General features: G+C 61.8%; 19 protein-coding genes. 6 read left to right on the plus strand and 13 right to left on the minus strand.

What is annotated here, in order from left to right; genetic code table 11:
• The first annotated feature begins 27 nt into the window (after positions 1–27).
• Positions 28–390 carry a DoxX family protein gene (locus tag ACKFRT_RS05685; RefSeq protein WP_408924651.1) on the plus strand — a complete coding sequence of 121 codons (363 nt, stop codon included), beginning with the start codon at positions 28–30 and terminating at the stop codon, positions 388–390.
• 90 nt (positions 391–480) lie between these two features.
• On the opposite strand, the gene proB is transcribed toward ACKFRT_RS05685, so the two are convergent.
• Positions 481–1,740, minus strand: a complete 1,260-nt coding sequence (gene proB / locus ACKFRT_RS05690) for a glutamate 5-kinase (protein WP_408926068.1) — start codon at positions 1,738–1,740, stop codon at positions 481–483.
• 144 nt (positions 1,741–1,884) lie between these two features.
• Positions 1,885–3,396: a GTPase ObgE gene (gene obgE / locus ACKFRT_RS05695; RefSeq protein WP_408924652.1), complete on the minus strand. Its 1,512-nt coding sequence runs from the start codon at positions 3,394–3,396 to the stop codon at positions 1,885–1,887.
• Positions 3,397–3,661: 265 nt separating this feature from the next.
• On the opposite strand from obgE, the gene ACKFRT_RS05700 reads away from it, so the two are divergent.
• Genes ACKFRT_RS05700 through ACKFRT_RS05710 form a run of 3 tightly spaced genes read left to right on the plus strand, consistent with a single transcriptional unit; the run spans position 3,662 to position 6,845 of the window.
• The gene (locus ACKFRT_RS05700) at positions 3,662–4,852 is read left to right on the plus strand and encodes an ABC transporter substrate-binding protein (protein ID WP_408924653.1); all 1,191 of its coding nucleotides are present in this window, start codon (positions 3,662–3,664) and stop codon (positions 4,850–4,852) included.
• 37 nt (positions 4,853–4,889) lie between these two features.
• A complete protein-coding gene (locus tag ACKFRT_RS05705; RefSeq protein WP_296215561.1) occupies positions 4,890–6,056 on the plus strand; it encodes an iron ABC transporter permease in 1,167 nt (388 codons plus the stop codon).
• A gap of 3 nt (positions 6,057–6,059) precedes the next feature.
• Positions 6,060–6,845, plus strand: a complete 786-nt coding sequence (locus tag ACKFRT_RS05710) for an ABC transporter ATP-binding protein (RefSeq protein ID WP_296215562.1) — start codon at positions 6,060–6,062, stop codon at positions 6,843–6,845.
• Between the two features lie 177 nt (positions 6,846–7,022).
• Here ACKFRT_RS05710 and rpmA read toward each other — a convergent pair whose 3' ends face one another.
• The 3 genes from rpmA to ACKFRT_RS05725 form a co-directional block, all read right to left on the minus strand.
• Complete coding sequence (gene rpmA / locus ACKFRT_RS05715) at positions 7,023–7,289, minus strand: 50S ribosomal protein L27 (RefSeq protein WP_296215563.1); 267 nt, start codon at positions 7,287–7,289, stop codon at positions 7,023–7,025.
• A gap of 45 nt (positions 7,290–7,334) precedes the next feature.
• Positions 7,335–7,637, minus strand: a complete 303-nt coding sequence (rplU, locus tag ACKFRT_RS05720) for a 50S ribosomal protein L21 (RefSeq protein WP_034985382.1) — start codon at positions 7,635–7,637, stop codon at positions 7,335–7,337.
• Between the two features lie 275 nt (positions 7,638–7,912).
• Positions 7,913–11,131, minus strand: coding sequence for an Rne/Rng family ribonuclease (locus tag ACKFRT_RS05725; protein ID WP_408924654.1), 3,219 nt, complete (start codon positions 11,129–11,131; stop codon positions 7,913–7,915).
• 142 nt (positions 11,132–11,273) lie between these two features.
• Here ACKFRT_RS05725 and ACKFRT_RS05730 point away from each other — a divergent pair, with 142 nt between their 5' ends.
• Complete coding sequence (locus ACKFRT_RS05730; protein ID WP_408924655.1) at positions 11,274–12,038, plus strand: hypothetical protein; 765 nt, start codon at positions 11,274–11,276, stop codon at positions 12,036–12,038.
• 78 nt (positions 12,039–12,116) lie between these two features.
• Here the strand turns inward: ACKFRT_RS05730 and ndk are convergent, their stop codons facing one another.
• From ndk to ACKFRT_RS05760, 6 genes are all read right to left on the minus strand, one after another.
• A complete protein-coding gene (gene ndk, locus ACKFRT_RS05735) occupies positions 12,117–12,527 on the minus strand; it encodes a nucleoside-diphosphate kinase (RefSeq protein WP_005296491.1) in 411 nt (136 codons plus the stop codon).
• A 54-nt stretch (positions 12,528–12,581) separates the two neighbouring features.
• Positions 12,582–13,919: a peptidoglycan recognition family protein gene (locus tag ACKFRT_RS05740; RefSeq protein ID WP_408924656.1), complete on the minus strand. Its 1,338-nt coding sequence runs from the start codon at positions 13,917–13,919 to the stop codon at positions 12,582–12,584.
• Between the two features lie 113 nt (positions 13,920–14,032).
• Positions 14,033–14,530 carry a DUF4233 domain-containing protein gene (locus tag ACKFRT_RS05745; RefSeq protein ID WP_296216162.1) on the minus strand — a complete coding sequence of 166 codons (498 nt, stop codon included), beginning with the start codon at positions 14,528–14,530 and terminating at the stop codon, positions 14,033–14,035.
• 73 nt (positions 14,531–14,603) lie between these two features.
• Positions 14,604–16,142, minus strand: a complete 1,539-nt coding sequence (gene folC / locus ACKFRT_RS05750) for a bifunctional tetrahydrofolate synthase/dihydrofolate synthase (protein WP_408924657.1) — start codon at positions 16,140–16,142, stop codon at positions 14,604–14,606.
• Positions 16,139–18,901 (minus strand): valine--tRNA ligase, encoded by a 2,763-nt coding sequence (locus tag ACKFRT_RS05755; RefSeq protein WP_408924658.1) that lies wholly within the window; start codon positions 18,899–18,901, stop codon positions 16,139–16,141. Before ACKFRT_RS05755 ends, folC begins: the two co-directional genes overlap by 4 nt.
• Before the next feature lie 47 nt (positions 18,902–18,948).
• Positions 18,949–19,941: a malate dehydrogenase gene (locus ACKFRT_RS05760; RefSeq protein ID WP_408924659.1), complete on the minus strand. Its 993-nt coding sequence runs from the start codon at positions 19,939–19,941 to the stop codon at positions 18,949–18,951.
• A 184-nt stretch (positions 19,942–20,125) separates the two neighbouring features.
• Here ACKFRT_RS05760 and ACKFRT_RS05765 point away from each other — a divergent pair, with 184 nt between their 5' ends.
• Entirely contained in the window at positions 20,126–20,935 is an 810-nt protein-coding gene (locus tag ACKFRT_RS05765; protein WP_296216170.1) for a hypothetical protein, read from the plus strand.
• Here ACKFRT_RS05765 and clpX read toward each other — a convergent pair.
• Both clpX and ACKFRT_RS05775 read right to left on the minus strand, forming a co-directional pair.
• On the minus strand, positions 20,932–22,206 hold the full coding sequence (gene clpX, locus ACKFRT_RS05770) for an ATP-dependent Clp protease ATP-binding subunit ClpX (RefSeq protein ID WP_296216171.1): 1,275 nt from the start codon (positions 22,204–22,206) through the stop codon (positions 20,932–20,934). The genes ACKFRT_RS05765 and clpX overlap by 4 nt on opposite strands.
• A 137-nt stretch (positions 22,207–22,343) precedes the next feature.
• Entirely contained in the window at positions 22,344–24,428 is a 2,085-nt protein-coding gene (locus ACKFRT_RS05775) for an alkaline phosphatase D family protein (RefSeq protein ID WP_408924660.1), read from the minus strand.
• Positions 24,429–24,502 lie beyond the last annotated feature (74 nt).

The raw sequence follows: 24,502 nt of genomic DNA on the forward strand, positions 1-24,502 counted from the left end.
CCCCAATTCTCACAGTAAGGAATCCAATTGAGTTCTCTAGCAACAGGTGGTAGCTACCTTTTGGCCGCCGTCCTCGCCGGTGACGCGTTGATTTCCATCAAGCCGCCTAAGTTCATACGCCGTTGTCTTGAGGGGGTTAAGTTTCCCGAAGATTGGTGGTGGACGCTGATCGCGATCAAGTCTCTCGCAGCCACAGGACTGGTTTACGGTACGGCTACTGGCAACGCTTCAGTCACGACAACCGTCTCAGTAGGTGTACTGGGCTATTTCCTTTCAGCGATCACTGCTCACATTAAGGCGAACTTCCTCGGATCCGAATTCTGGATTAACTGCCTGGGAATGACGGCTCTTAGCGCAGCCGTTCTCTCCCTCAATGCGTCATCCATGTAGGGATCCTTAAAGGGACCCTGTCACATAACAAAACCTCCGCAAAATTAACGCAGCTTGAGCCCTACGGGAGCCCCGGGGCTCACTCCCCTATTAGCCCCTAAGCTGCGCCCGGTTGGCGTAATGGGACATGTAATCAGCGTGCACCACCGGCCTGCGGGCAAACTCCGGCAGGTCGGAGGTCGACTGGCCGATCAGGTCGTGCAGCATGGCGGAGTCGTAAGCAACCTCGCCACGGCCGACGATCTTGCCATCCGGATCCACCAGGTCCACCACGTCGCGCTGCGAGAAGTCCCCCTCCACCTTGGTAATACCCACGGAGAGTAGCGACTTGTGCCGCTCCGTCACCGCCCGCACCGCACCGGCATCCAGGTGCAACTTGCCGTAAGAATCGGCAGCGTAGAGCACCCAGAACTTCCATGCACTCAAGCGATCCTGGTCCGGCCAGAAGCAGGTTCCTACCTCCGCGGTATCCAGAGCCGCGCCGATGTTCTCCGTAGAAGTCAGCAGCACCGGCACGCCCGCGCGGGAAGCCAGGCGAGCTGCCGATACCTTTGCCGCCATGCCGCCGGTGCCTAGGCGCCCGCCGTCGCCGGCGGCCACGCCCTTTAGATCCTTAGAAGTCTTCACCTCTGCGATGAACTGTGCGCCCGGCTCGGCCGGGTTGCGGTCGTACAGGCCGTCCACGTCGGAGAGCAGCACACAAGCGTCCGCGAAGGCCAGGTGGCTCACTAGCGCAGCCAGTCGGTCGTTGTCGCCGAAGCGCATCTCAGAAGTAGCGACCGTGTCGTTCTCGTTGACGATTGGCACGGCCTTCAGCTGGCGCAAGCGGTCGATGGTGCGCTGGGCATTGCGTGCGCGGTCGCGCTCTGCGGCGTCGGAAGCAGTAAGAAGAACCTGGCCGATAGTACGGCCGTAACGGGCGAAGCTGCGCGCCCATTCCTGGGCCAGCAGCACCTGGCCCACAGACGCGGCAGCCTGCTTGGTGGCCAAGTCAGTGGGGCGCTGCGCGAGCTCCAGCGGCCCCATTCCGCAGGCCACAGCACCGGAGGACACAACGATCACGTCGGTATCGCGCGCCATGCGTGCCTCCAGCGCGTCGGCGATCATATCGATCTGGTTCGGATCCACGCGACCGTCATCATCGGTCAGGGAGGACGAGCCGATCTTCACCACCAGTCGGCGGGCGTGGGCAATGTCGCCACGGACGTCGGAATCGTGCCCCATTGCGGGATCGTCTTCGTTCGCTTCCGGTTCGGGAAACTCAATGGAGGTCGCGGGAACCACTGGCCCGGGCTCGTGCACCGGCCTTTGCCCATAGGTAGGCACGGGGATTGCTAATTCGGGAGTCATCTCCCCCGGCCCTGCGTAGCTAAACGCGGACTGGGCTGAACTGAACTCTTTTTCGCCTGCAAAGTCGGAATCGGAGGATGACATAGCCTCTAGTATGCCAGCCCGGCCCGGCTCCTTGGGTGGTTTGGTGCGAGGAGGCTGCGGCTACCCCTGCCAGCGTTCGCGCTCGGCAACTTCCCCATCGCCGTAGTCGTTCTCGTCGATCAGGCCACGACGAGCCTGGGATGCACGCTTGCGCTCCTCCGGGGTAGCGCGAGTGTTCTGCTCCAGACGAGCATCGGTGCCGCGCCCGCTGCGCATCACATCCACACCGGCGGCGGTCTGCGGATCCCACTCGAAGGTGATCTCTCCGATGGTCACCTCGCTTCCCGCATCGGCGCCGGCCTTGTAGAGCTCCTCCTCTACGCCAGCCTTGGCCAGGCGGTCGGCCAGGTAGCCCACGGCCTCGTCGTTTTCGAAGTCGGTCTGGCGGATCCAACGCTCAATCTTTTCGCCACGGACGATGAAGGCATCCACGCCGGACGGATCGACCTCCACCTCGAAGTCGGCAAAGCGGCCGCCGGAGCGCTTGCGCAGCCCCTTCGGGGTGATGACCTGCGCGGGCTTTTCCTCAACCGGGTGAGCCTTGCGGTGGGTCTTCACAATGTCCATCAGCGCGTACTTCAGCTCGTCGAGCCCCTTGTGCGCAATGGTAGAGATGCGGAAGATGGGCCAGCCGAACTCCTTGAGTTCCTCCTCCTGCAGATCAGCCATGTCGGAGGCGTCCGGTACGTCCATCTTGTTCAGGATGATCACACGTGGGCGTTCCCGTAGGTCGCCCAGCCCGGAGTCGCTCGCCAGTTCCTGCTGATAGTTCGCCAGCTCCTTTTCCAGGGCCTTGATATCCGCGACGGGATCGCGGTCTGCTTCCAGCGAGGCAGCGTCCACAACATGGGCAAGGACGGCCGTACGCTCGATGTGGCGCAGGAAGTCCAGCCCCAAACCCTTGCCTTCGCTGGCTCCCGGGATCAGACCCGGCACGTCGGCAATGGTGAAGACCTCGTGGCCAACATTCACCACACCCAGGTTCGGCACCAGGGTCGTAAACGGATAGTCCGCGATCTTCGGCTTCGCGGCCGAGAGTACCGAGATCAGCGAGCTTTTGCCTGCCGACGGGAAGCCGACCAGTCCGACGTCGGCCATAGATTTAAGTTCGAGGGTGATGTCTTTCGCCTCGCCAGGTTCACCCAGTAGCGCGAAGCCCGGGGCCTTCCTGCTTTTGGACGCCAGCGCTGCGTTTCCCAGCCCGCCATGTCCACCCGCGGCGACGATCATCCGAGTACCCTTACCTGTCAGGTCGGCAACCGCTTCACCCTTGGAGTTAAGAACGACGGTGCCCTCCGGCACCTGGAGCACCAGGTCTTCGCCGCGCGCGCCGTGTCGGTGATCGCCGGCGCCATTATTACCGCGCTGAGCCTTGATGTGGGGGTGGAAGTGGAAATCCAGCAGGGTGTGTACCTGTGGAGATACCTCCAGGATGATGTCTCCACCGTGGCCGCCGTTGCCACCGTCGGGGCCGCCCAGGGGCACGAACTTTTCACGGTGGACGGAAGCGCAGCCGTGACCGCCGTCACCGGCCTGCAAGTGCAGAACTACGCGATCAACGAATTGTGGCATGGCTTTCCTTTCGCCCCAACTAATTCCCAACTAAATCTTCGAGTCCCGAGTCTATCGAGTATTGGTGCAGCGTCCTAAAGCTCGGGCTCTATAGAAGCGCTCCGCGACTTCCCCAGGGCGAAGGTGGACCCCACATCCACCCCACCCTTTGATCTTGGCCTCAGATGCACTATAGTTAGGCTACCCTTTCCATACGTAAGGATAGGCTAACTTGATCAGCAGAGTTAGCCTCGGATTGATTCTCCCCTCATTTTAAGGAGTGACTATGCGTTTTTCTCCGCTACGCAAAGCCTGCGTGGCCGTAGTCGCGGCAACCACTGCCCTAGGTCTCGCAGCCTGCGGCGCATCTGGCACCGGCAACGGCAACTCCGGCGACTCTAATAACGCGGACGGCTCCGGCGCGGTCACCGTCACCGACGTGACCGGCCGCCAGGTTAGCTTCGACTCTCAGCCCGACAGGGTTCTGCTCGCAGAGGGCCGCGGATTGTTTGCCACCTCGCTGCTCAACAAGGAAAACCCCACGGAAAACGTCGTAGCCATCGGCTCCGACCTGCACAAGGCCGCCCCCTCCTATGAGGAGAAACTTGCTGCGACACATAAAGAATTAAAGGATCTACCGACGGTGGGCAATATCGCACAGGGCGACGTGAGCGTAGAAAGTCTGCTATCCCACAAACCAGATGTCACCGTGCTCACCCTGGATTACAAGAAAGCTGCCGAAGAATCCGGCCTACTGACAAAAATGGACCAGGCTGGTCTGAAGTATGTGTTCACCGACTTCCGCCAAAAGCCACTGGAGAACACCACGAAGACTATGGATCTCTACGGTCAGCTCTTTGGCAAGGAAGACAAGGCCAAGGAGTTCAACGACTTCTACAGCGCCAAGGTCAAGGACATCACTGACCGCGCCAGCGCCGCGAAGAACAAGCCAAAGACACTGGTGTGGCAGGCGGCAGGAATGAAGGATTGCTGCGCCACAGTGAAGGAATCCAACCTCGGCGACCTCGTGAACGCCGCCGGTGGCGAAAACCTAGGCGATAGTCTACTGGAGTCCGAATCTGGTGACCTGACCGCAGAAAAGGTTATTTCTGAACAGCCTGAGCAGATCATCGCCACCGGTGGCGCCTGGGCTAAGGACCCGGAGAAGCCGGAGGTCCTCCCCCACGTGGAGCTCGGCTACAAAGCTAAGCCCAACGTCTCCGAGAAGACGCTCCAAGGTCTTCTGGCCACTCCGGGCTTCACAGCTCTAAAGGCTCCTAAGGAAGGCAAGCTACACGGGGTCTATCACCAGTTCTACGATTCCCCGCTGAACGTGTTCGCTCTCGAGCAATTCGCCAAGTGGCTCCAGCCGGAGACCTTCAAGGATCTCGATCCACAGCGCGACTTCGCTGACTTCCACAAGGAGTGGCTCCCATTTGAATATTCCGGAACGTTCTTCACGTCAATTAAGAACTAACACAATCCATTAAGTAAATCGACACAGAAGTAATTCGATGTCTCACCTTGTTACCTCAGAAGAAAAATCGGCAGCGCAAGCCACCCAAGCCACCGAATCGTCAAACGTAACCCCGGTTGCAAGCGCCAACGACGATGCGGAATCCGGCGCTGCCCCCGCAGCCAGCGAGGTTATCCAGCACTATCGTCGTCAGTCCCGGCGTAAGATTCTAGCGATCGTCGCATTGACGATCGCAGCGCTCGTGGCTTTTGCCATCGCCACCATTGTTGGTCCAATCGACCTCAGCCTCTCCGAGCTGTGGAATGGGCTTTTCAATCCCGATGGCGTAGACGAAACCACCCGCACAGTGCTGTGGAACCTACGACTGCCAGCTGCCGTTATGGCAGTGCTCATCGGAGCTTCGCTGTCGCTTTCTGGGGCTCATATGCAGACCATTCTCGATAATCCCCTTGCCGAGCCGTTCACCCTGGGAATTTCCGCCGCGGCGGCATTTGGTGGTGCAGCATCGATCGTTCTGGGCTGGACCGTACTGGCAAACCCGCAATTCAACCTCGCCGCCGTGGCGTGGGTAACTTCGCTGATCGCGGTCTTCGTCGTAGCTGGCGCCGCCGTCTGGCGCGGAGCCAGCGCCGAATCGATGATCCTCTTAGGCATTGCCCTTGTTTTCCTATTCCAGGCACTGCTCTCCTTAATGCAGTACCGCGCGACCACTGAGGCTTTGCAGCAGATCGTTTTTTGGACAATGGGCTCTTTGCAGCGCGCTACTTGGACCTCTAACGCGATCATCCTGGGATCCCTGGCAATTGCAATCCCGTTCACAATCTTCAACTCGTGGAAGCTCACCGCATTGCGGTTGGGCGACGACCGAGCGGCTGCACTGGGAATTAACGTCCAGCGCCTGCGCGTCTCCACCCTGGTCGTGTCTTCACTGTTGGCAGCCAGCGCTGTGGCTTTTGCTGGCGTGATCGGCTTCATCGGCCTGGTTGGCCCACACGTAGCACGCATGCTTGTAGGCGAAGATCAGCGTTACTTCGCTCCTGCCTCCATGGCCGCCGGTGCTCTACTGCTGGCGGCCGCCCACGCAGTCTCCATTACGATCGTTCCGGGTGTTGCCGTACCGATCGGAATCATCACGTCCCTGGTTGGCGTGCCCTTCTTCCTCGTGCTGATCTTTGCTCGCCGACGCACTCTCTGGGGGTCTTAATTCATGCTCACTCTCGACGACATTCATGTCCGTTATGGCAAACGCCCTGTACTGAAGGGAGTATCGGCTTCCGGCTTCGAGCCGGGAACGATTACGGGCCTCTTGGGGCCTAACGCCGCGGGCAAGTCCACCCTGGTGAAAACGATCGCAGGGATACAGAAGGCGTCACAAGGCACCTGCAGCATCACCGTCGACGGCGAAGAACTCACCGGCGGCGCGCGGCGCGAGGCGATCGGCTATGTGCCGCAGGACTTGCTGTCCAGCACTACCCTGACGGCTTTCGAGTCGATCCTCGTGGCCACTCGCCGTTCGTCGCGCGCGTTTGCACACAGCGCCGGTGGAAGAGGCTCCGCCGCTAGTGCCCAGGAACTCGCAGCCTCAGTGATGGAGCGCATCGGCATTACACACCTGGCATCGCGCCATGTTCATGAACTCTCTGGTGGTCAACGGCAGCTGGTTGCCGTCGGACAGATGCTGGTGCGCGAGCCAGAGGTGCTTCTTCTTGACGAGCCAACGTCCGCGTTGGACCTGCGGCACCAGGTGGAGCTGTTGAAGCTCATCCGCCGTGAAGTAAGCCGGAATGATTCGGTGGCTCTGATTGCGATTCACGACCTCAACCTCGCTGCACGCTACTGTGATCGTCTGATCGTGCTCCACCAGGGGCGCCTCATGGCGCAGGGACGGCCGTCCGAGGTGCTTACCCCAGGTTTGCTAGAGGAAGTCTACGGACTGCGGGCGAAGGTGCTGGATGATGACAGCACGCCCGTCATTTGCCCCGTCGAAGAGTAATACCCCGCTGCCCTAACACCTCCCCATACCCAACCCCCAAAAGCCCCGGTTTACCGGGGCATTTTCATTACACTATTCATTCCCCAACGGCCTGATTACGGATGCAAAAAGTCCAGTGCACGCATCGAGTGCGTCCACTGGACTCTTAAACGTTGGTGAGGGCGATTCCCTTCGGCTTTAGGCCTCGACTGCCTCGTCCTCGACGATGTTCACCACGCGGCGGCGACGCTTGGTAGCGAACTGCACGGCGCCGGCCTTCAGGGCGAACAGAGTGTCATCGCCACCACGGCCGACGTTCTCACCCGGGTGGAAAGAGGTACCACGCTGGCGAATCAGGATCTCGCCGGCCTTGACCTGCTGGCCGCCGAAGCGCTTTACACCGAGACGCTTGGACTCGGAATCACGGCCGTTGTTGGAGCTAGATGCACCCTTCTTGTGTGCCATTAGTCTCTCCCTCCTTAAGGAAGAAAATCGAAGTGTCTCGGTAGTTTACTTGATACCGGTGACCTTCAGAACCGTGAGGGTCTGACGGTGGCCGTAACGGCGCTTGTAACCGGTCTTGTTGCGGTAGTGCATGCCGCGGATCTTCGGTCCACGAACGTGCTCCACGATTTCAGCGTTGACGTTGACAGATGCCAGCTTGTCACCGGTGGTGACGTTTGCGCCATCGACGACGAGAACCGGGGTGAGAGCCACGGACGAACCCGGCTCACCCTCGATCTTCTCGACCTTGACGAGGTCACCTTCGGCAACCTTGTACTGCTTTCCGCCGGTCTTGACGATCGCGTACATGTAGGGCTACCCCTTTAATTTCTCAAATCGGCTCAGGCAGCCCCCTGCGGGAAGGAAGCATCCTGACTGTTACTTTTGCTTAGCTGCGTCCGTCCCCCCGAAGCTCGGGGCACTTCTGTGCTTACTTCGCGAACGCACCCTGCAGGAAGCAAGTGCACCCGCGCAGTCCCCGGCGACGCGCGCGTTAAAGCTGGTCACCGGCGGAACGAACAGCGACTGGTTAAGACTACCCGGTCAGGGGGCTGAAAACCAAATCCCTTTGCTTTCGCTCGGCACTAGTTCTGCTTGCGCACTACTCGCCGGCGACGGCCACGCGACCGGGTGGTCTTTGCGGGGCTCCCAGCGGCGCGTTCGGGGGCACTGTCGGGGTTTACCTTATTGCTTTCTTTATTGACGTTGCTTTCTTTATTGACGCCATAGTCCTCCGGCCGCGGGGCAACGTCAGACTTGGAGTTACCGCGTGTGCGCCGCTTCCGGCGGGGAGACTCGTCAAACTCGCGCTTGGCTTCTTCGTAACTGGAAGCAGAGGCGGCGGAAGAGCGGGCTCCCCGGCCGGACGAAGCGCGGGAGGCACGATCGGTGCGCGCACTCGAGCGTGCCGAGCGCACAACACGGCGACGACGGCGCGGCGTGGCCGCATTCTGGGCAGCCGATGGCTCCTCCGGGTCTGCCTCGGCGGAACGCCGACGAGCAGTGGCGACGATGCTGTCAATGCTGTCGGCACTGTCAGCGCTCTGCCCGTTATTGGCGCGGTGGTCACCGTGGTCACCGTGAGCACCGCGAGAGTTTCCAGGCCTAGCGCGTCGCCGGTTGCCACGCTGCCCCGCCTGCTCGGGTTCCTGCTGCTGATCCTGCTCAGCACTGCGCTCAGCGGCCTGGCTGGCGTGCGGGTTACCGCGTCGAACTACGCGGCGGCGCACCCGGCGGCGGGTGCCCTGCGTGGCATCATCGCGCTGGTTGCCGCGCTGCTCGTCGCTCTTCTGGCTCTGCTGATCCTGCTGGCCTTGCTGATCCTGCTGGCCTTGCTGATCCTGCTGACCCTGCTGGTTCTGCAAGTGTTGCTGCGCATCATCCTGCCGGTCGCGCTGCTTTCGCTTGGACTGCTTCGGCTGGTCCTGCTTTTTGGACCTGTTTCGGTTGTCTTGCCCCTTGTCCTGATTCTTGTCCTGGTTCTGGGCTTGGTTCTGGGCTTGGTTCTTGGCTTGCTGGCGTTCCTTGCGGTTGCCATGATCGCGGCGCGGTTCAGGATCCTTTTGCTCCACTGGATCCGGGTGCATGATGAACCCGCGACCCTCGCAGGCCTCACACGGGGTAGAGAAGGTCTCTAGCAACCCGGTACCCAGGCGCTTGCGAGTCAGCTGCACCAGGCCCAGCGAAGTCACTTCGCCCAGCTTGTGGCGCGTACGGTCGCGCCCCAAGAACTCGGATAGACGGCGCAGCACCAGGTCCTGGTTCTGCTGCAGAAGCATGTCGATGAAGTCCACCACGATCATGCCGCCGATGTCGCGCAGGCGCAGCTGGCGGACGATCTCTTCGGCCGCCTCCAAGTTGTTCTCGGTCACAGTTGCCTCGAGGTTGCCGCCGGATCCCACGAAGGAGCCGGTGTTCACGTCGATGACCGTCATGGCCTCGGTGTGATCGATGATCAGGTAACCACCCGACGGCAGCCACACCTTGCGAGCCATTGCCTTTTCCAGCTGCTGGTCCAGGTCCAATGGAGCAAATGCATCCTGGCCGTCGTGCTGCCCGCGGTTCCACTTGCGTACGCGGTCCATCAGTTCCGGGGACGTCCGGCCCAGGTAGTCACGCACTGCCTTCCAGGAATTGTCGCCGTCGATAATCAGTTCGGAGAAATCGGCGTTGAATACGTCGCGAACAACCTGAATCAGCATGTTCGGCTCTTCGTAGAGCGTAACCGGCTTGGAGCCCTTGGAATTTCGCTCCTTCTTCTCCAGCTTCCGGATGTCCTGCCAGCGCTTTTCCAGGCGCTGAACATCCTCGGTGATCTGCTCTTCCGTAGCGTTCTCGGCCGCGGTGCGGATGATCGCGCCACCATCGCCAGTGATGACCTCACCCAGGATGTCCTTCAGGCGCTTGCGTTCGCCCGCGGGCAGCTTCCGGGAGATTCCGGCGGTCGTACCCGCCGGGAAGAACACCAGGTAGCGGCCTGCGAAGCTAATCCGGTTGGTCAATCGCGCACCCTTGTGGCCGATCGGGTCCTTCAACACCTGCACTAGGATCTGATCGCCGGGGCGCAGCGCCTGGTCGATCTTGCGGTTCTTGGAGTGCAGGTGTGGCGAGTGCCAATCCATCTCGCCCGCGTACAGCACAGCGTTTCGGCCAGTGCCGATATCCACGAAGGCAGCTTCCATACTGCCCAGCACGTTCTGCACGCGACCGAGGTACACGTTGCCAATCAGCGACTGATGCGTGGCGTCTGCCACAAAGTGCTCGACCAGTTGACCGTCTTCAACCACTCCGACCTGCGTCATCATGCCCTTGTGGTCGGTGCGCTGAGAGTCGCGGACGATCATGGTGCGTTCGACAGACTCGCGGCGGGCGAGGAACTCGGCGCGAGTGATGGCCTTATAGCTTTTATCGCGATTCTTCGCCCGCCAGCGACGCTGCGATTCGAGGCGCGTCGAGCCCTTCATCTTCACCGGCTCGTCCACCATGTCGTCCGTGGAGCGTTCAGCGGGGTGCAGGTCCTCTAGCGCGGTCGCCTTCTGGTGTGCCTGCTGGTTGTTTTTCTCTGGGGCCTTTACTGGGTTCTTCTCTGGGCTCTTTTCTAGAGCGCTTTCGTCCTTATCGTGTGACGCCCGCTCTTCCGCCCGGCGCGCACTTCCCACGCGGCGCACAACTCGGCGAACTCGGCGGCGACGAACCGGCTTCTGCTCGGAGCTTTCCGGCTGCGCCTGTTCCTCCGGAGCCTTCTCTTCCCGTGACATGTCGGCTGGTGCTTCCGCCCGTTGCGCCTGCTCGACCGCTTTCGTATTTTCCTTATCAGAAGCCTCGTCCGCAGGTTGCTCCGCTGCCTTCTTGGCAGTCTTTTTCTTCGTGGTTTTCCTGGCTGCTTTCTTGCCAGTTTTCTCGGCGGTCTCCTCTTCTTGCTTCTCTTCTTGCTTCTTCTCTTGCTTCTTCGCAGGCTTCTTGGCCGCCTTTTTCGCCGACTTCTTAGCCGCCTTCTTCGGTTCCTCAGCTGCAACATCCTCTGCTGTAGGCTCTGCAGGAGCCTCTACCTCCGCGGCCTGCTCGTTTGCCTGAGCGGGCTTGGCGGCGGAACCAAGGGCGTCTAGTACAGAAAAGACCTGCGCCCGAGTCAGCGACGAGGCCGTCTTCTTCCCCTCAATACCGTGGTCTGCCAGTATGCCCAGGAAGTCCGTCGCACGGATCCCCAACTGCTTGGCAACGGTGTGGACACGAACCTTCTCCCCCACACTCTCTCGATCAATTTTCTCAGCTTGAGCTGCAATTTCCGGGCTAATGGTCGCCACGAAATCTCCTTTTAAAGTCTTCAAAGTTTGCCTGATCGCTAGTGCCGCATCATCGTTGTGAGCATCCGATCTGTACCCCATTGTCTCATATCCACCCGACAGTGCAGCGAACGCTCGGAAACCGCCTGTTACGCTAATCGCTATGCCAACCCCCACGCAGCCTTCTAAAGCTTTCGACCATAAGGTTTTAACGGACGTAGCCAACGGCATGAGGCCGAACAAGGGCGCGCAATTCGCCTTGGCTTCCGTGTTCGCGCTGGTGATGTTTATCCTCTGTTCACCGGTTGCCGGCCCGCTTCCCGCACTCGGGATACTTGCCGCCACCATTCTGGCTTGCGTTGTGTGGTGGCGCTACTTGCGGCGGGGCGGCGTGCGCGGGAACGACTACTCCCCCATGAAGACCGATGTAGAGGCCGCGCGCACCCCCTTCAGCTGGAAAGAGGAAGGCCGCCTCGTATTGTTGCTCGGTTTGGTTTTCGGCCTGTCCCAGATCGCGGCGATGTATAGCGGCCAAGGCCGCTGGATCTACGCAGGTATTGCCGCGCTTGTAACCATTGGTGTTGCCTATTGGGTTATTTCTTTTGACGCCTGGCGCCCCGCCCGCTACACCATCCCCGAAAAGCTGAGGCAAGACATAAGGATCGAAAAACCCGTGGCGTGGTTGCAGGCGTTTCTCTACTGCCGCCGCTGCGTGCCGGGCGGGCTGCAGATACTCAGTGACAGGCTGCAGGAGGAACTGGCGCACTACGGCTGGACTGCCAAGGACGCGGACGAGGCGCTGAACAAACTGGTCAAGCAGGGCAACGCAGCGAAGATTCGCGAGCTGCGCTCCGCCGGCGACGCGATCAATTGGGTAACGCTGACAGAAGAAGGCTCTCAAGACTTCCAGCAGCGATACGGCGGGTAAATCGGCAGCTAACTCCAAGCCCTCTAAACATGCAAAGACCGCGGACGCTCTGCGCCCGCGGTGAACTTTTCCAGCTATTTACAGGTTCGGGAACCAGATGCCGATCTCACGCTCAGCGGACTCCGGGGAGTCAGAGCCGTGGACGACATTCTCGCCAACGGTCAGGGCGAAGTCACCGCGGATGGTGCCCGGGGTGGCCTTCTCTACCGGGTGGGTGCCGCCAGCCAGCTGACGCCACGCGGCGATAGCGGACTCGCCCTCGACAATGCCGGCAACCAGCGGAGCGGAGGTGATGAAGTCCACCAGCTCGCCGAAGAAAGGCTTGTCGGAGTGCTCAGCGTAGTGCTTCTCCGCCGTCTCGCGGTCAGCGGTGCGCAGGTCCAGCTCCACGAGCTTCAGACCCTTCTTTTCGATGCGAGAGATAATTTCGCCCACGTGGCCGTTCTTAACACCGTCGGGCTTGATCAGAATCAGAGTGCGTTCAGTCATGCCAGTGATTCTACACGTGGCGTCGCGGCGCTACAGCGCCGCAACGCCCCGGCGCTACACGCGACTGCGGACCTGATCCATCAACGCGTATGCGCGATCACCCGGGCAGGCCGTTGCGGTGGAGACATCGCCCCAGTCGCGGTGGCCAGTAATCGTGCGGCGCGTCAAGTTCAGGCGGGCCGCGTTGTTGACGTAGCGCACGCTGCCGCGGGGATCCAGCCCCAGACCGTGGCACAGGTGGCGCAGAACACGCACGAGGGAGTTGATGGCGGCGGGGGTTGGCGCCTGCTGCATGAAGTTGCCCAGCAGACACACACCGATGTTGCCGTCGTTCGCGTTGTACACGTGACCTGCAGTGACAGACATTGGCGTACCACCCAGGCTGCCGGACTGGAAGACCGCCTGGCCGTCCGTGCCGGTGGTGCGCCCCTGGAACACGGTGCCGTCAGGGGCGATCAGCAGGTGGTAGCCGATGTCGCCCCAGCCGCGGCCGCCGTTCGCCCGGGAGGCGTGGAAGGCGTAGATGCTGCGGACGTTCGCGGCGTAGTCGCCGTTGGCAGGAGTGGCCATCGCCGTGTGGTGCACAGTGATGAGCTGTGCGCGGGTGAAGCGGGGAGTCCACCCCATGAGCGACTCGTTCGCGCCCCACTCGCGGCGGGAAACCACTCGCAGGCCGTTGATCACGTTCGCGCCACCGATACCAGCGCCGCCACCTGGAGTCGGAGCACCCGGGTTGGCCAGGCCACTGGACTGCAGGATCCCGGCGATGGTGCCCGCCAGCGCAAGTGAACCAACCACGGCCGCAGCTCCGGTTTCCAGACTGCTTTGCAGCTCAGCCGGGTTTGAGGGCAAGTCCATCGGTGCAGCATAGGGCGCAATGCCCGCTCCGAAGATCTGCTCTTCCTGCCCCTTCGGAGCCTCCACAATATGGAGGAACAGGCGCGTCGCCGAGTCGTTAACCTCGCCGGGCAGCCACACGGCAGTGGCACCCTCGGGCAGCTCTACGGGCTCGGACTTCAGCGCGGAATCGTCGCCCTCACGGTCGTGCGCCTCTGGGTGGACCACTCGGTCTTCGGTGTGGCCAGCTGCAGACTCGAAGCGCAAGGTCGCCTGCGCACCCTCACCTGCCGCGGGCGCAAAGGTGATCGTGAGGTACCCGGTGCCTCCGGGTAGCTCGCCCTTTTGGTTGACGCCGATTCCCGTTCCGGTGAAGCCCTCTTGCTCGGCAGGGGTCGGTGCGCCGGCAGCTCCGGCGGGATCTTCACCAGGGAGTGCGTCGTCAGCGGAGGAGAAGACCCCCATATTGTTGCGGTTGGCAAAGAGGAGGGAACCTCCAACGGCGGCCCCCAGGGCGGTGGAAGAACGGAAGAATGCACGGCGCGTTAACGTCATGCACCGGATAGTAAACCACATTCGGGGGTAGCGGGAGACTTACCCCCACTTAAGGGTATTCCCAGTTGAATGTTACTGGTGTTAAAGGCGGTGCAAATGTGGCGTCATGAAGACTAGTCAGCGGGGGTAGCCGGGCGACGCACGTTCCCTTCTTCATCGAGGTGCTGCGAAGGCAACAGACCACGCTGCATACGGCGCACCAGGTTCGAGCGCAAGTGATAGATGTACCACCAACACAGCGCGAAGATCACGCCCATGGCCCCCATCGCCGGGTGGACGATGAAGCCTGCGACAGCCAGCACCTGCAAGGCAATGTTCAGCCAGTCGGCCCACTTCAAACTCTGCAGGAATGCCGCGACAATCATGGCTCCGCCCAGGCCAATGACGTAGGCCATGTTGAAGGTCGTGGCGGATGCACCGGCATCCACACGGGTAATGACTGTGAGCACCAGCAGGATCACGATGGCTTCCATGATGTGCGTTCCGGCCATCACTCCACGCAGGCCCTTCAGCGGATCGTTCGCCGGGGCCTGCCCCGGGCCCAGTGGGCCGTATTCGGCCTGCTCACGCCCCTCGCCAGCCTGACTGCGGGTGTGCGGGTTCTGTGCCACGATTATGCAGCTCCTTGTTAGATCTTCCGGTTAGAAATGTTTTCGGCGCAGGCGTAAGCGCCAGCGTTGGCCTCTATGACGGTTCCTTACCGAACAACGTGCGGGCTTCGCCGGCCGTCACGACCGAACCGGTAATTAGCACGCCCGCGCCGGACAGCACACCGTCCTCGTCATCTTCTGCCAACTGGGTGGCGATCTCCACGGCACCGGGCAGGTTAGTAGCCACGTGCACGCGCTCCTCGCCGAATGCATCTCGGGCGTACTCGGCCAGCACGTCCACGGGCAGAGCACGCGGAGAGTTCACCTCCGTCACCACGACTTCGTCCATCACCGGCTCCAGGGCGGCCAGGATTCCGCGGGCATCCTTGTCCCCCAGTACGCCGACCACGCCGACCAACCTGCGGAACTCGAAGTCGCGGTCGATGGCCGCAGCCAGGGCTTTCGCACCGTGGGGATTATGCGAGGCATCAATAAACACGCTCGGGGTAGAGCGCACACGTTCCAGGCGACCGGGCGAGGCGACAGTGGCGAAACCCTCCCGCACTGTGTCCACATCCAGCTGGCGCTCTGCCCCGGCGCCGAAGAACGCCTCCACCGCGGCCAGTGCGACGGCGGCGTTGCGCGCCTGGTGCTCGCCGGATAGCGGCAGGAAGATGTCCTCGTATTCCCCGGACAACCCGCGGATAGTCACGGTCTGCCCGCCGACGGCAATCTGGCTGGAGACCACACCGAACTCGCTCCCCGCGCGGGCGACGGCAGAATCTTTCGACACGGCTTCTTCCAGCACCACACGCATCGCCGCGGGATCCTGCTCGGCAACGATAGTCACGTTATCGGGTGGGGTCAGCAGGTCGTCGGCATCCCAGCGGGCCTTGATGATGCCCGCCTTTTCGCCTGCGATTTCCTCCAGTGTGTCGCCCAGATAGTCCGTATGGTCCAATCCAATCGGCGTGATTACGGCTACGTCGGAGTTCACCACGTTCGTCGCATCCCAGCGACCGCCCATGCCCGTCTCCACCACGGCAACGTCCACCGGCGCATCGGCAAAGGCCGCATAGGCCATGGCCACCAGCACCTCGAACTTGCTCATCTGCGGCCCACCCTCGGCCTCGCTCTTCGCATCCACCATCTCCACCATTGGCTGGATGTCGCGCCAGGTGTCCACGTAATCGCGCGGATGTAGCGGCTGTCCGTCGATGGCAATGCGTTCGGTAACGATCTGCAGGTGCGGGCTGGTTGTCCGCCCGGTACGGCGGTGGAACGCGCGCATCAGCGCCTCGATCATCCGCACTACGGAGGTCTTGCCGTTGGTGCCCGCTACGTGGATCACCGGGAACGCTCGTTCTGGGTGGCCGAGCAGATCCATCAGCATCTCCACGCGCTCCAGCGTCGGGTCGATCTTGGTCTCCGGCCACCTCTGGTTCAGCTCCGCATCGACCTCAGCCAACGCGGTCAGGTCGTCGGGCGTGATGGGTCTTTTCTGTGGCGACGCCACCTCGGCCTCATCCGCCCCCACACCGTCGATAGGCAGGGCTAGACCTGCATCGTCGAGTGTGACCTCTCCCGGGTAGTCATCCCCGAGCTTGCCCTCGGTGATCTCGTCGTCGGTCATGCCTGCGGCAGGCCTTCCAGTCGGGTGGTGATGCGATCGAATTCTTCCTGCGCCACGCGCTGGCGCTCGCGGATGCCTTCGACAACCTTCTCCGGCGCCTTGGCCAGGAAGTTTTCATTGCCCAGCTTCTTCGCTGCGTTATCCAGTTCCTTCTGCGCGGCCGCGAGGTCCTTTTCCAGGCGCTTGCGCTCCGCGGCCACGTCGACAGTGCCGGAGGTATCCAGTTGCACGGCGATGGTGGCCTGGGACAGCCGCACCTCAATAGAGGCCGTCTCGGCGAAACCATCTTCCGGGGTCTCCAGACGCACCAGGGAGCGCACGGCACCCTCGAAGTTGGCCAGGTCAGCGGCGGCGAAGTCCAGAGCCGCAGGCACCTTCTGCGAGGGCTTCACCCCCTGGTCGCTACGGAAGCGGCGCAGCTCGGTAACCAGCTTGTCCACGTCCGCCATGCGGCGCACAGCGTCGGCGTCCGTTTCCGCCCCACCGTTGGTCAGATCGGCGGTCGGCCAGTCGGCAGTGACCAGGGATTCGGAGTAGCCCTCTTCCCCATCGGTCAGCGCCTTCCACAGCGTTTCGGTCACAAAAGGCATGGCGGGGTGCAGTAGGCGCAGCACCGCATCCAGCACGCGGCCCAGCACGATCTGGGTGCTAATGCCTCGCTGTACCTGCTCTTCGGTGGCAGCTTCCCAATCGCGTGGGATCTGCACCTTCGCGATCTCCAGGTACCAGTCGCAGAACTCACCCCAGGCGAAGCGGTACAGGTTTTCGTTGGCCAGAGAGAACTCGTAGCGGTTCAGTGCGTCGTCCACCAGCTGACGGACTTCCTCCAGGCGGTCCAGGATCCAGCGGTCTGCGTCCGTCAGCGTCTCGCGGGCAGGCAGCTCGCCGACGTGCGCACCGTTCATGAGTGCGAACTTGGTGGCGTTGTACAGCTTGGTGGCGAAGTTACGGGAGGACTGCGCAGCATCCTCACCCACCGGCAGGTCGGAGCCCGGGTTTGCGCCGCGGGCCAGGGTGAAGCGCAGCGCGTCTGCGCCGTAGTCGCGCACCCAGTCCATCGGGTCGATACCATTGCCCAGGGATTTAGACATCTTGCGGCCGTGCTCATCGCGCACCAGACCGTGCAGGAAGATGTCCTCGAACGGGATCTGCGGGCGCCCGTCCTTTCCCTCTCCGAGCACATCGTTGGTGTGCTTGGAAGCGAAGGTAGCGAACATCATCATGCGGGCGACCCAGAAGAACAGAATGTCGTAGCCGGTCACCAAAACGCTGGTGGGATAGAACTTCTCCAACTCCGGGGTGCTATCCGGCCAGCCCATCGTAGAAAACGGCCACAGGGCGGAGCTGAACCAGGTGTCCAGCACGTCCTCGTCCTGGCGCCAGCCCTCGCCCGTCGGGGCCTCATCATCCGGGCCACAGCACACGATCTCGCCGTTCGGGCCGTACCAGATCGGAATGCGGTGGCCCCACCACAGCTGGCGGGAGATGCACCAGTCGTGCATGTCGTCCACCCAGTCGAACCAGCGCGGCTCCTGGGAAGCCGGGTGAATCACCGAGTCTCCGGAACGGATCGCCTCGCCGGACATCTTCGCCAGCTCTTCCACCTTGACGAACCACTGCTCGGATAGTCGTGGCTCCACGGCTTCCTTGGAGCGCTCGGAGTGGCCCACGCTGTGCACATAGGGGAACTTGCGGGCCACGATGCGGCCCTGTTCCTCCAGCGCTAGGCGAATCTTCTCGCGCGCCTCGTAGCGCTCCATGCCGTCGAACTCGGTGCCAGTATCCGCGATGTGACCGGTCTCGTCCATGATCACCGGCATCGGCAGATCGTGGCGCTGCCCCATCGCAAAGTCATTCGGGTCGTGCGCCGGGGTGATCTTTACTGCACCGGTGCCGAACTCCGGATCCACGTAGTCGTCGGCCACAACGACCATCTGACGATCCGACAGGAACGGGTGCGGCAACGTCTTGCCCACCAGATCCGCATAGCGCTCATCCTCTGGATGCACGGCCACTGCCACATCACCCAGCATCGTCTCCACTCGCGTGGTCGCCACAATCACGTGTGGCTCGGAATCGTCCAGCGAGCCGTAGCGGATGCTCACCAGCTCGCCCTCGTCATCGGAGTACACCACCTCGATATCAGAGATTGCAGTCTGCAGTACCGGAGACCAGTTCACCATGCGATTCGCCCGGTAGATCAATCCGGCGTCAAAAAGCTCCTTGAACATGGTCTGCACGGCGCGGGACAGGCCATCATCGAGCGTGAATCGCTCGCGGGACCAATCCACCGAGTCGCCGATAGCACGCATCTGGCGCTGGATCACGCCACCGTACTGTTCCTTCCACTCCCAGACCTTGTCGATGAAGGCCTCGCGGCCGTAGTCGAAGCGATCCTTGCCCTCAGTTTCCTTCAGGCTGGCTTCAACCTTCGTCTGCGTGGCGATACCTGCGTGGTCGGAACCAGGCAGCCACAGCACTTCAAAGCCCTGCATACGCTTGCGGCGAGCCATCGCATCCATCAGCGTATGGTCCAGCGCGTGGCCCATGTGCAACTGGCCGGTCACGTTCGGCGGCGGCAACACGATGCTGAAGGGCGGCTTGTCGCTGGACGGATCAGCCTTGAAGTAGCCGGAATCGACCCACCCCTGGTAGAGGTTTTCCTCTACTGCGGCGGGATCCCATGCCGCGGGGAGCTGTGCCGAGCGGTCGGCACCAATCTGGTTAGAGCCATTTGCCTTAGAACTGGAGTCACTCACGCTTGCCCAGTCTAGTAGACGCCCCGGACAGGGCGTACAACCCCGGCCTACAACAGGCCAGCAGCCTCGACGGCAGCCTTTTCTTCCTGCAGCTCCTTGACGTTCGCGTCGATGCGCTCCTGCTGTGCCGGGCTGATTTCCAGACCCTGTACGATCTCCCACTCACCATTAACGGAGCGGCAAGGGAAGGAGAACACCAGGCCCTCTGGAATACCGTAGGAGCCGTCGGACGGCAGAGCGACGGAAACCCAGTCGCCCTCGGCGGTGCCATTGACCCAGTCACGCATGTGGTCCAGCGCACCATTGGCTGCAGAGGCCGCGGAGGAGCGCCCGCGCACCTCGATGATCTCCGCGCCGCGCTTGGCTACGCGCGGAATGAACTCCTCATTCACCCAGGCTTCGTCCAACTTATCCGCGACCTTCTCACCGTTCAGGGTCAGCTCAGCCACGTCCGGGAACTGGGAGGCGGAGTGGTTGCCCCACACGGTCATGTTCTTCAGGTCGCGCACGGCCACGCCCAGCTTCTCTGCCACTTGCGCCAGACCACGGTTGTGATCCAGGCGGGTCAAGGCAGTAACGCGGCGCGGATCCAGCCCCTCTGCATGCGCAGCCACGATGGCGGCGTTGGTGTTAGCCGGGTTGCCCACCACAATCACGCGCACATCGTCGGCGGCGTGCTCCGCGATGGCCTTGCCCTGTGGGCCGAAGATCTTGCCGTTGGCGGCCAGCAGGTCAGCGCGCTCCTCGCCCTTTTGGCGCGGCTTAGCGCCCACCAGAAAGGCCGCGTTGGTGCCCTCGAAGCCCTCGTTGATGTCGGTGGTGATGGTGACCTCGCCCAACAACGGGTAGGCGCAGTCGGCCAGCTCCAGAGCCACGCCACGGGCAGCCTGCACGCCTTGCTCGGTTTCCAGCAGGCGCAGATTGACCACGCGGTCGCCGAACACCTCGCCCTTGGCAATGCGAAACAGCAGGGAGTAGCCAATCTGGCCGCCCGCACCCGTAACGGTGACGGTAACGGCATTCTGGTTGTTGGTGGTCACGCGGGGCTCCTTAAAACAGATAAACAGAGTATGTGCGAAAGATTTCTTAGATCCTCTCCCCACTGTAATAACCCGCCCGACAGCCTGCATGGCTCGCACTTCCGCGCTCCCCGCCACCCCCGCACGTGGCAGCGATAACTGCACATCGCTGCAGGCGAAGCTGCTCCATAGATAAACTGAATTGGTGCAGAACAAGCCCCACCTTCCCGCTTCAGCGGCCTGGTACAGCCTCAGCGAACAGCAGTACATCCAGGCGATGAATACCGCCGTGACCATTGCCACGCGAGTCGGGGCTGCCTATACACCCGAACACTTAGCCGCAATCGCCCAGGCCGCGCGTCTGCCCCACGACTGCCTGCTGCTGGATTCCCCACAGCGACTCTTCGAAGAAGCGCTGCGCTACGCACACTCCTCCATCTGGCCGGTGCCGGTGCATGGCTACGACAACCCAGAGCTCGACTGCTCTCCAGTGCGCGACATGCGCCGCCTCGTCGCAGCCACTTTTACCCGCTTTGCAACCCACCCGGATGCCGTGCGCCTCATCGTGGCGGAAAACATTTTGGGCGATCCGGAGCTTGTGCACCGCGTGGGAGTGCTGGAGGATTCGCCGGTCGTGTTGCACTTGGATCGTGTACTCATGCGCGGCCATGACATCGGGGCGTTCCGCAGTGGCGTGTCCGCCGAGGATACGTACGCGCTGATTACCTCGCTGTGTTCTTTCGCCGTCACCCAGGGTGCTACGTTCCACGCCCTGTACGGCATGGATTCCGCCGACCCCTACAACGAAGCCGGCTTGCGCGATCTAACCTGCGATGCAGTCATTGCTTTCCTCACCACCACGATGCCGACCAAGCAGGGTGCTTCATACACGCATGCTTCGCACTCTTCGGTGATTGGTTCCTCAGTCGCCGCGTCGCTCTACAGCGATTCGCATATCGAAGAGGGTGGGGACGAAGGCACCCCCTCGGCCTCATCGGACCTCTACCACGACTAGGCGCTCTTCTTATCCCGCTTGGCTACCTCTTCGTGAGTCAGCCGGGTAGGTTCCGCCTCACCGCGCGCACATGCGCCGGTGATGATGACCTCGCCGGTTTCCTCATCTTCCGGGATGGCGAACATGGTCGGCAGGAGCAGGGTCTCCATGATGGAACGCAAGCCACGGGCACCCGTCTCGCGCGCCAGAGCCTTCTGGGCGATCTCTTGCAGTGCCTCATCCTCGAAAGTCAGGCGCACGCCGTCCATCTCAAACAGACGCTGGTACTGGCGCACCAAAGAGTTCTTCGGCTCGGTCAGCACGCGCACGAGGGCTTCCTCGTCCAGGTGCCCGACGTGGGTCAGCACGGGCAAGCGGCCGATCAGCTCTGGGATAAGGCCGAACTTCACCAAGTCCTCTGGCTCCACGAACTGGAACGGGTTCGGATCTTCCTCGGACTTCGCGCTGATCTCCGCACCGAAGCCCAGCCCCTTCTTGCCGCGGCGCTCGGAGATGACCTTTTCCAGCCCAGAGAACGCACCGGCCACGATGAACAGCACGTTCTTCGTGTCGAACTGGATGAACTCCTGGTTCGGGTGCTTGCGGCCACCCTGCGGCGGCACAGCAGCGACGGTGCCTTCCAGGATCTTCAGCAGAGCCTGCTGCACGCCTTCACCGGAAACGTCGCGGGTGATAGACGGGTTCTCGGATTTGCGGGAGATCTTGTCTACCTCGTCCACGTAGATAATGCCGCGCTGCGCCTTGGCCACATCGAAGTCGGCTGCCTGCAAGAGCTTCAGCAGAATGTTTTCTACGTCCTCACCGACATAGCCGGCTTCGGTCAAACTGGTGGCGTCCGCAATAGCAAAAGGCACATCGAGCATGCGGGCGAGGGACTGGGCCAGATACGTCTTACCCGAACCCGTCGGGCCGAGCATAAGAATGTTGGATTTCGCCAGCTCTACTTCGTCGTCCGAGCGACGAGCCGCGGCGTTCGATTCCTCAACCTGGATGCGCTTGTAGTGGTTGTATACCGCAACAGCCAAGGTGCGCTTAGCCTCGTCCTGGCCGATCACGTAGTTATCCAGGAACTCCGCGATGGCAGCGGGTTTCGGCAGCTTCGCCGACCCCTCGGCGGGATCGACGGCCAGCAGTTCCTCTTCGATGATCTCGTTACAAAGCTCGATGCATTCGTCGCAAATGTAAACACCAGGGCCGGCAATCAGCTTGCGGACCTGCTTCTGGCTCTTTCCACAGAAGGAGCACTTCAGGAGCTCTGCGCTTTCAGGCATGCGGGAAATCAGGCTTTCTTGGGTCGGGTAACTTGCGGGACAGCTAGATTAGCACCCTCATAGGCCTACGATTCTACCGCGCCACGCCGAATTCCCCGCGAAACATCACGCCCCGCGAGTCCCCTACCGCTGCCCCACTACCGCTGCCCCAACTTCGGTGGCATCTCCACGAACTCGGCGGCCGGAGCCGGTGCAGACTGACGTGTACCGCGGGTGGGTTCGACGGGCAAACCGTGCAGCGTAACCGCATCGATCTGCTGGCGGTAGCGCGGCGGGTGGGTAGATCTATCTTCCCGCGCCCAGGCAATCATTTGGTGCCCCAGCACATCGCGTGCCCGCGGGTTGAACTTGTCCTGCCACCAGAACTCGAAGATCGCGGAATCGCGAGTCAAGTGCACAATGCCGTAGCCGTGATCGGCCCACTCCATGAACTGTGCGGACGGGTTCAGGTTCAGCAAAGCCTGTTCCGCAGCGCGGGTCGCTGTAATGACTGTTGCCGACCCGACCGGTAGAGCCCCCGCAATAGCGTCGTCTGCCCCACCACGCCCCATAGAGCTGGGCGCAAACTCCACACCGGCGGAGTACTTGCGGGCGTTTTTCCGCGCACTGTTGCCGGTGGCCGTGCGCACCGCGCCCGCATTGCGGTTACCTTGCTGGGCGCCGGAACGACGGTTGTTACCTGCGGGGCCAGGATAGTACGGGTTAAACGGCGTGGAGGCAGAAAGAATGTCTGAGCCGAGGTTGCCGTGGGCATCGCCGGAGACCATCACGGAGTTCGGGACGTCGAGGCGTAGCAGTTCAACAATCGCCTTCTTTTCCTCCGGGTACTTAGACCACCGACTCAGCCCGAACTTCGCCTTGGTGGCCCCCGTGGATCCCTCCACGATGTCGGGCGTATCCATCGGAGAGAACCACGCCTGGTTGGCAATAACCTTCCACAGCACCCCGCGGTCTTCCGCATCCCGCAGGGATTCCGATAGCCAGTCGAACTGGGTCTTACCCAATAGCGTTGGCGCACCGGGCTTGATGTGATCTAGGTGGGTGTTGTCCAGTTCCCGCTCGTACCGCGGCAGCCCCAGCTGCGCGTCGATTGCAGAGATCGATAGCAGGTCTCCGTAGTCCAAGTTGCGGTAGCACAGTGTAACGTCTTCGGGCACCGGGTAGCTGCCGTCGTCTACCAGCAGAAATTCCCCGCTACCGTCGGCCTTCACTGGACGGGAAGGGGTCCATTCCCAGAATGCCCGGCAAGTGTCTTCGAGCGTGATCGTCTCTTCGATAGGGATTTCGGGGACCTCGAGCTCGTTGCCATAGTTCGGATCCACGTCGTGGTTGTCCCACACGATCATCCAGGGATGCTGCTGGTGCGCGGCGACGAACTGTGGATCCGAACGGTAAAGCGCGTAGCGGCGCCTTACCTCATCGAGGTTCTTCCAATCGCGGTTGTCGGGGTGAGTGAGGTGGCTGAGCGGCGCACGGGAGCGCACGGCCTCATTGCCGTCGATGAAGTCGTACAAATAGTCGCCGAGATGCACCACCAGGTCCACGTCGTTCCGGTCCGCCAGCAGCTGCAGTCCCGTCCAGTGGGAGGACCAGTAACTGGTGCAGCTCATCACGGCTAGGCGAGCTTCGGCAGAGCCGGGCTTGGTCGCGGTGCGGGTACGCCCGACGATGGAGTTCTTACCATCGTGGCTGAACTGGTAGTAGTAGGTCGTTTCTGCGTCGAGCCCGGTGACGTCAACCTTGATGGTCCAGTCGTGCTCTGCGATTGCCTTTTGGGTTCCAGACGCCACCACGTCCGTCAGATCCGGGTTCCGCGCAACAGTCCAGGCGACCTCTGGCTCAGCGCCTTCCGGATTTGCACCCGGTGCGCCGTTCGGGTCGCGCTCGTCGATAGTGATGCGGGTCCAGATGATCACACGGTCCTGCAGTGGGTCTCCGGAGGAGACACCGTGAATGAACGGCCAGGGTGTGCAGCCTGGGTAGTCGTCAACCGGTACGGTTCCGTCGGTGACCACCTGCTCTGGCAACGGGGTAGCTCCGAGGTATTGATCTTTTCCCTGTAGGGAGCCGGTGTAACCCAGCGGCCCCAGAGAACCTGTGGCGGATCCCACTTGCGCCTGGGCTGCAGCACGGGAACTAGCCTTAAGCCCCGCGGCGCCGGCAGCGGTGCCGAGAAGACCCCCGAGAACTGTGCGACGGTTGAATTTTTTCTGTCTATCCACACAGAAAAAGCTAGAACGGAAGGCTTAATACAGAGTTAACCCACGTGTATGGATTCAGAACTATTACTTCGGAA

The sequence above is a fragment of the Corynebacterium jamesii genome, from assembly GCF_046097395.1.
In the GTDB taxonomy this organism is placed as follows: domain Bacteria; phylum Actinomycetota; class Actinomycetes; order Mycobacteriales; family Mycobacteriaceae; genus Corynebacterium.

Coding starts and splice junctions, on each gene's coding strand:
- proB (WP_408926068.1), bottom strand. CDS start 1,740: ATGACTCCCGAATTAGCAATCCCCGTGCCTACCTATGGGCAAAGGCCG.
- obgE (WP_408924652.1), bottom strand. CDS start 3,396: ATGCCACAATTCGTTGATCGCGTAGTTCTGCACTTGCAGGCCGGTGAC.
- ACKFRT_RS05700 (WP_408924653.1), top strand. CDS start 3,662: ATGCGTTTTTCTCCGCTACGCAAAGCCTGCGTGGCCGTAGTCGCGGCA.
- ACKFRT_RS05705 (WP_296215561.1), top strand. CDS start 4,890: ATGTCTCACCTTGTTACCTCAGAAGAAAAATCGGCAGCGCAAGCCACC.
- ACKFRT_RS05710 (WP_296215562.1), top strand. CDS start 6,060: ATGCTCACTCTCGACGACATTCATGTCCGTTATGGCAAACGCCCTGTA.
- rpmA (WP_296215563.1), bottom strand. CDS start 7,289: ATGGCACACAAGAAGGGTGCATCTAGCTCCAACAACGGCCGTGATTCC.
- rplU (WP_034985382.1), bottom strand. CDS start 7,637: ATGTACGCGATCGTCAAGACCGGCGGAAAGCAGTACAAGGTTGCCGAA.
- ACKFRT_RS05730 (WP_408924655.1), top strand. CDS start 11,274: ATGCCAACCCCCACGCAGCCTTCTAAAGCTTTCGACCATAAGGTTTTA.
- ndk (WP_005296491.1), bottom strand. CDS start 12,527: ATGACTGAACGCACTCTGATTCTGATCAAGCCCGACGGTGTTAAGAAC.
- ACKFRT_RS05740 (WP_408924656.1), bottom strand. CDS start 13,919: ATGACGTTAACGCGCCGTGCATTCTTCCGTTCTTCCACCGCCCTGGGG.
- folC (WP_408924657.1), bottom strand. CDS start 16,142: ATGACCGACGACGAGATCACCGAGGGCAAGCTCGGGGATGACTACCCG.
- clpX (WP_296216171.1), bottom strand. CDS start 22,206: ATGCCTGAAAGCGCAGAGCTCCTGAAGTGCTCCTTCTGTGGAAAGAGC.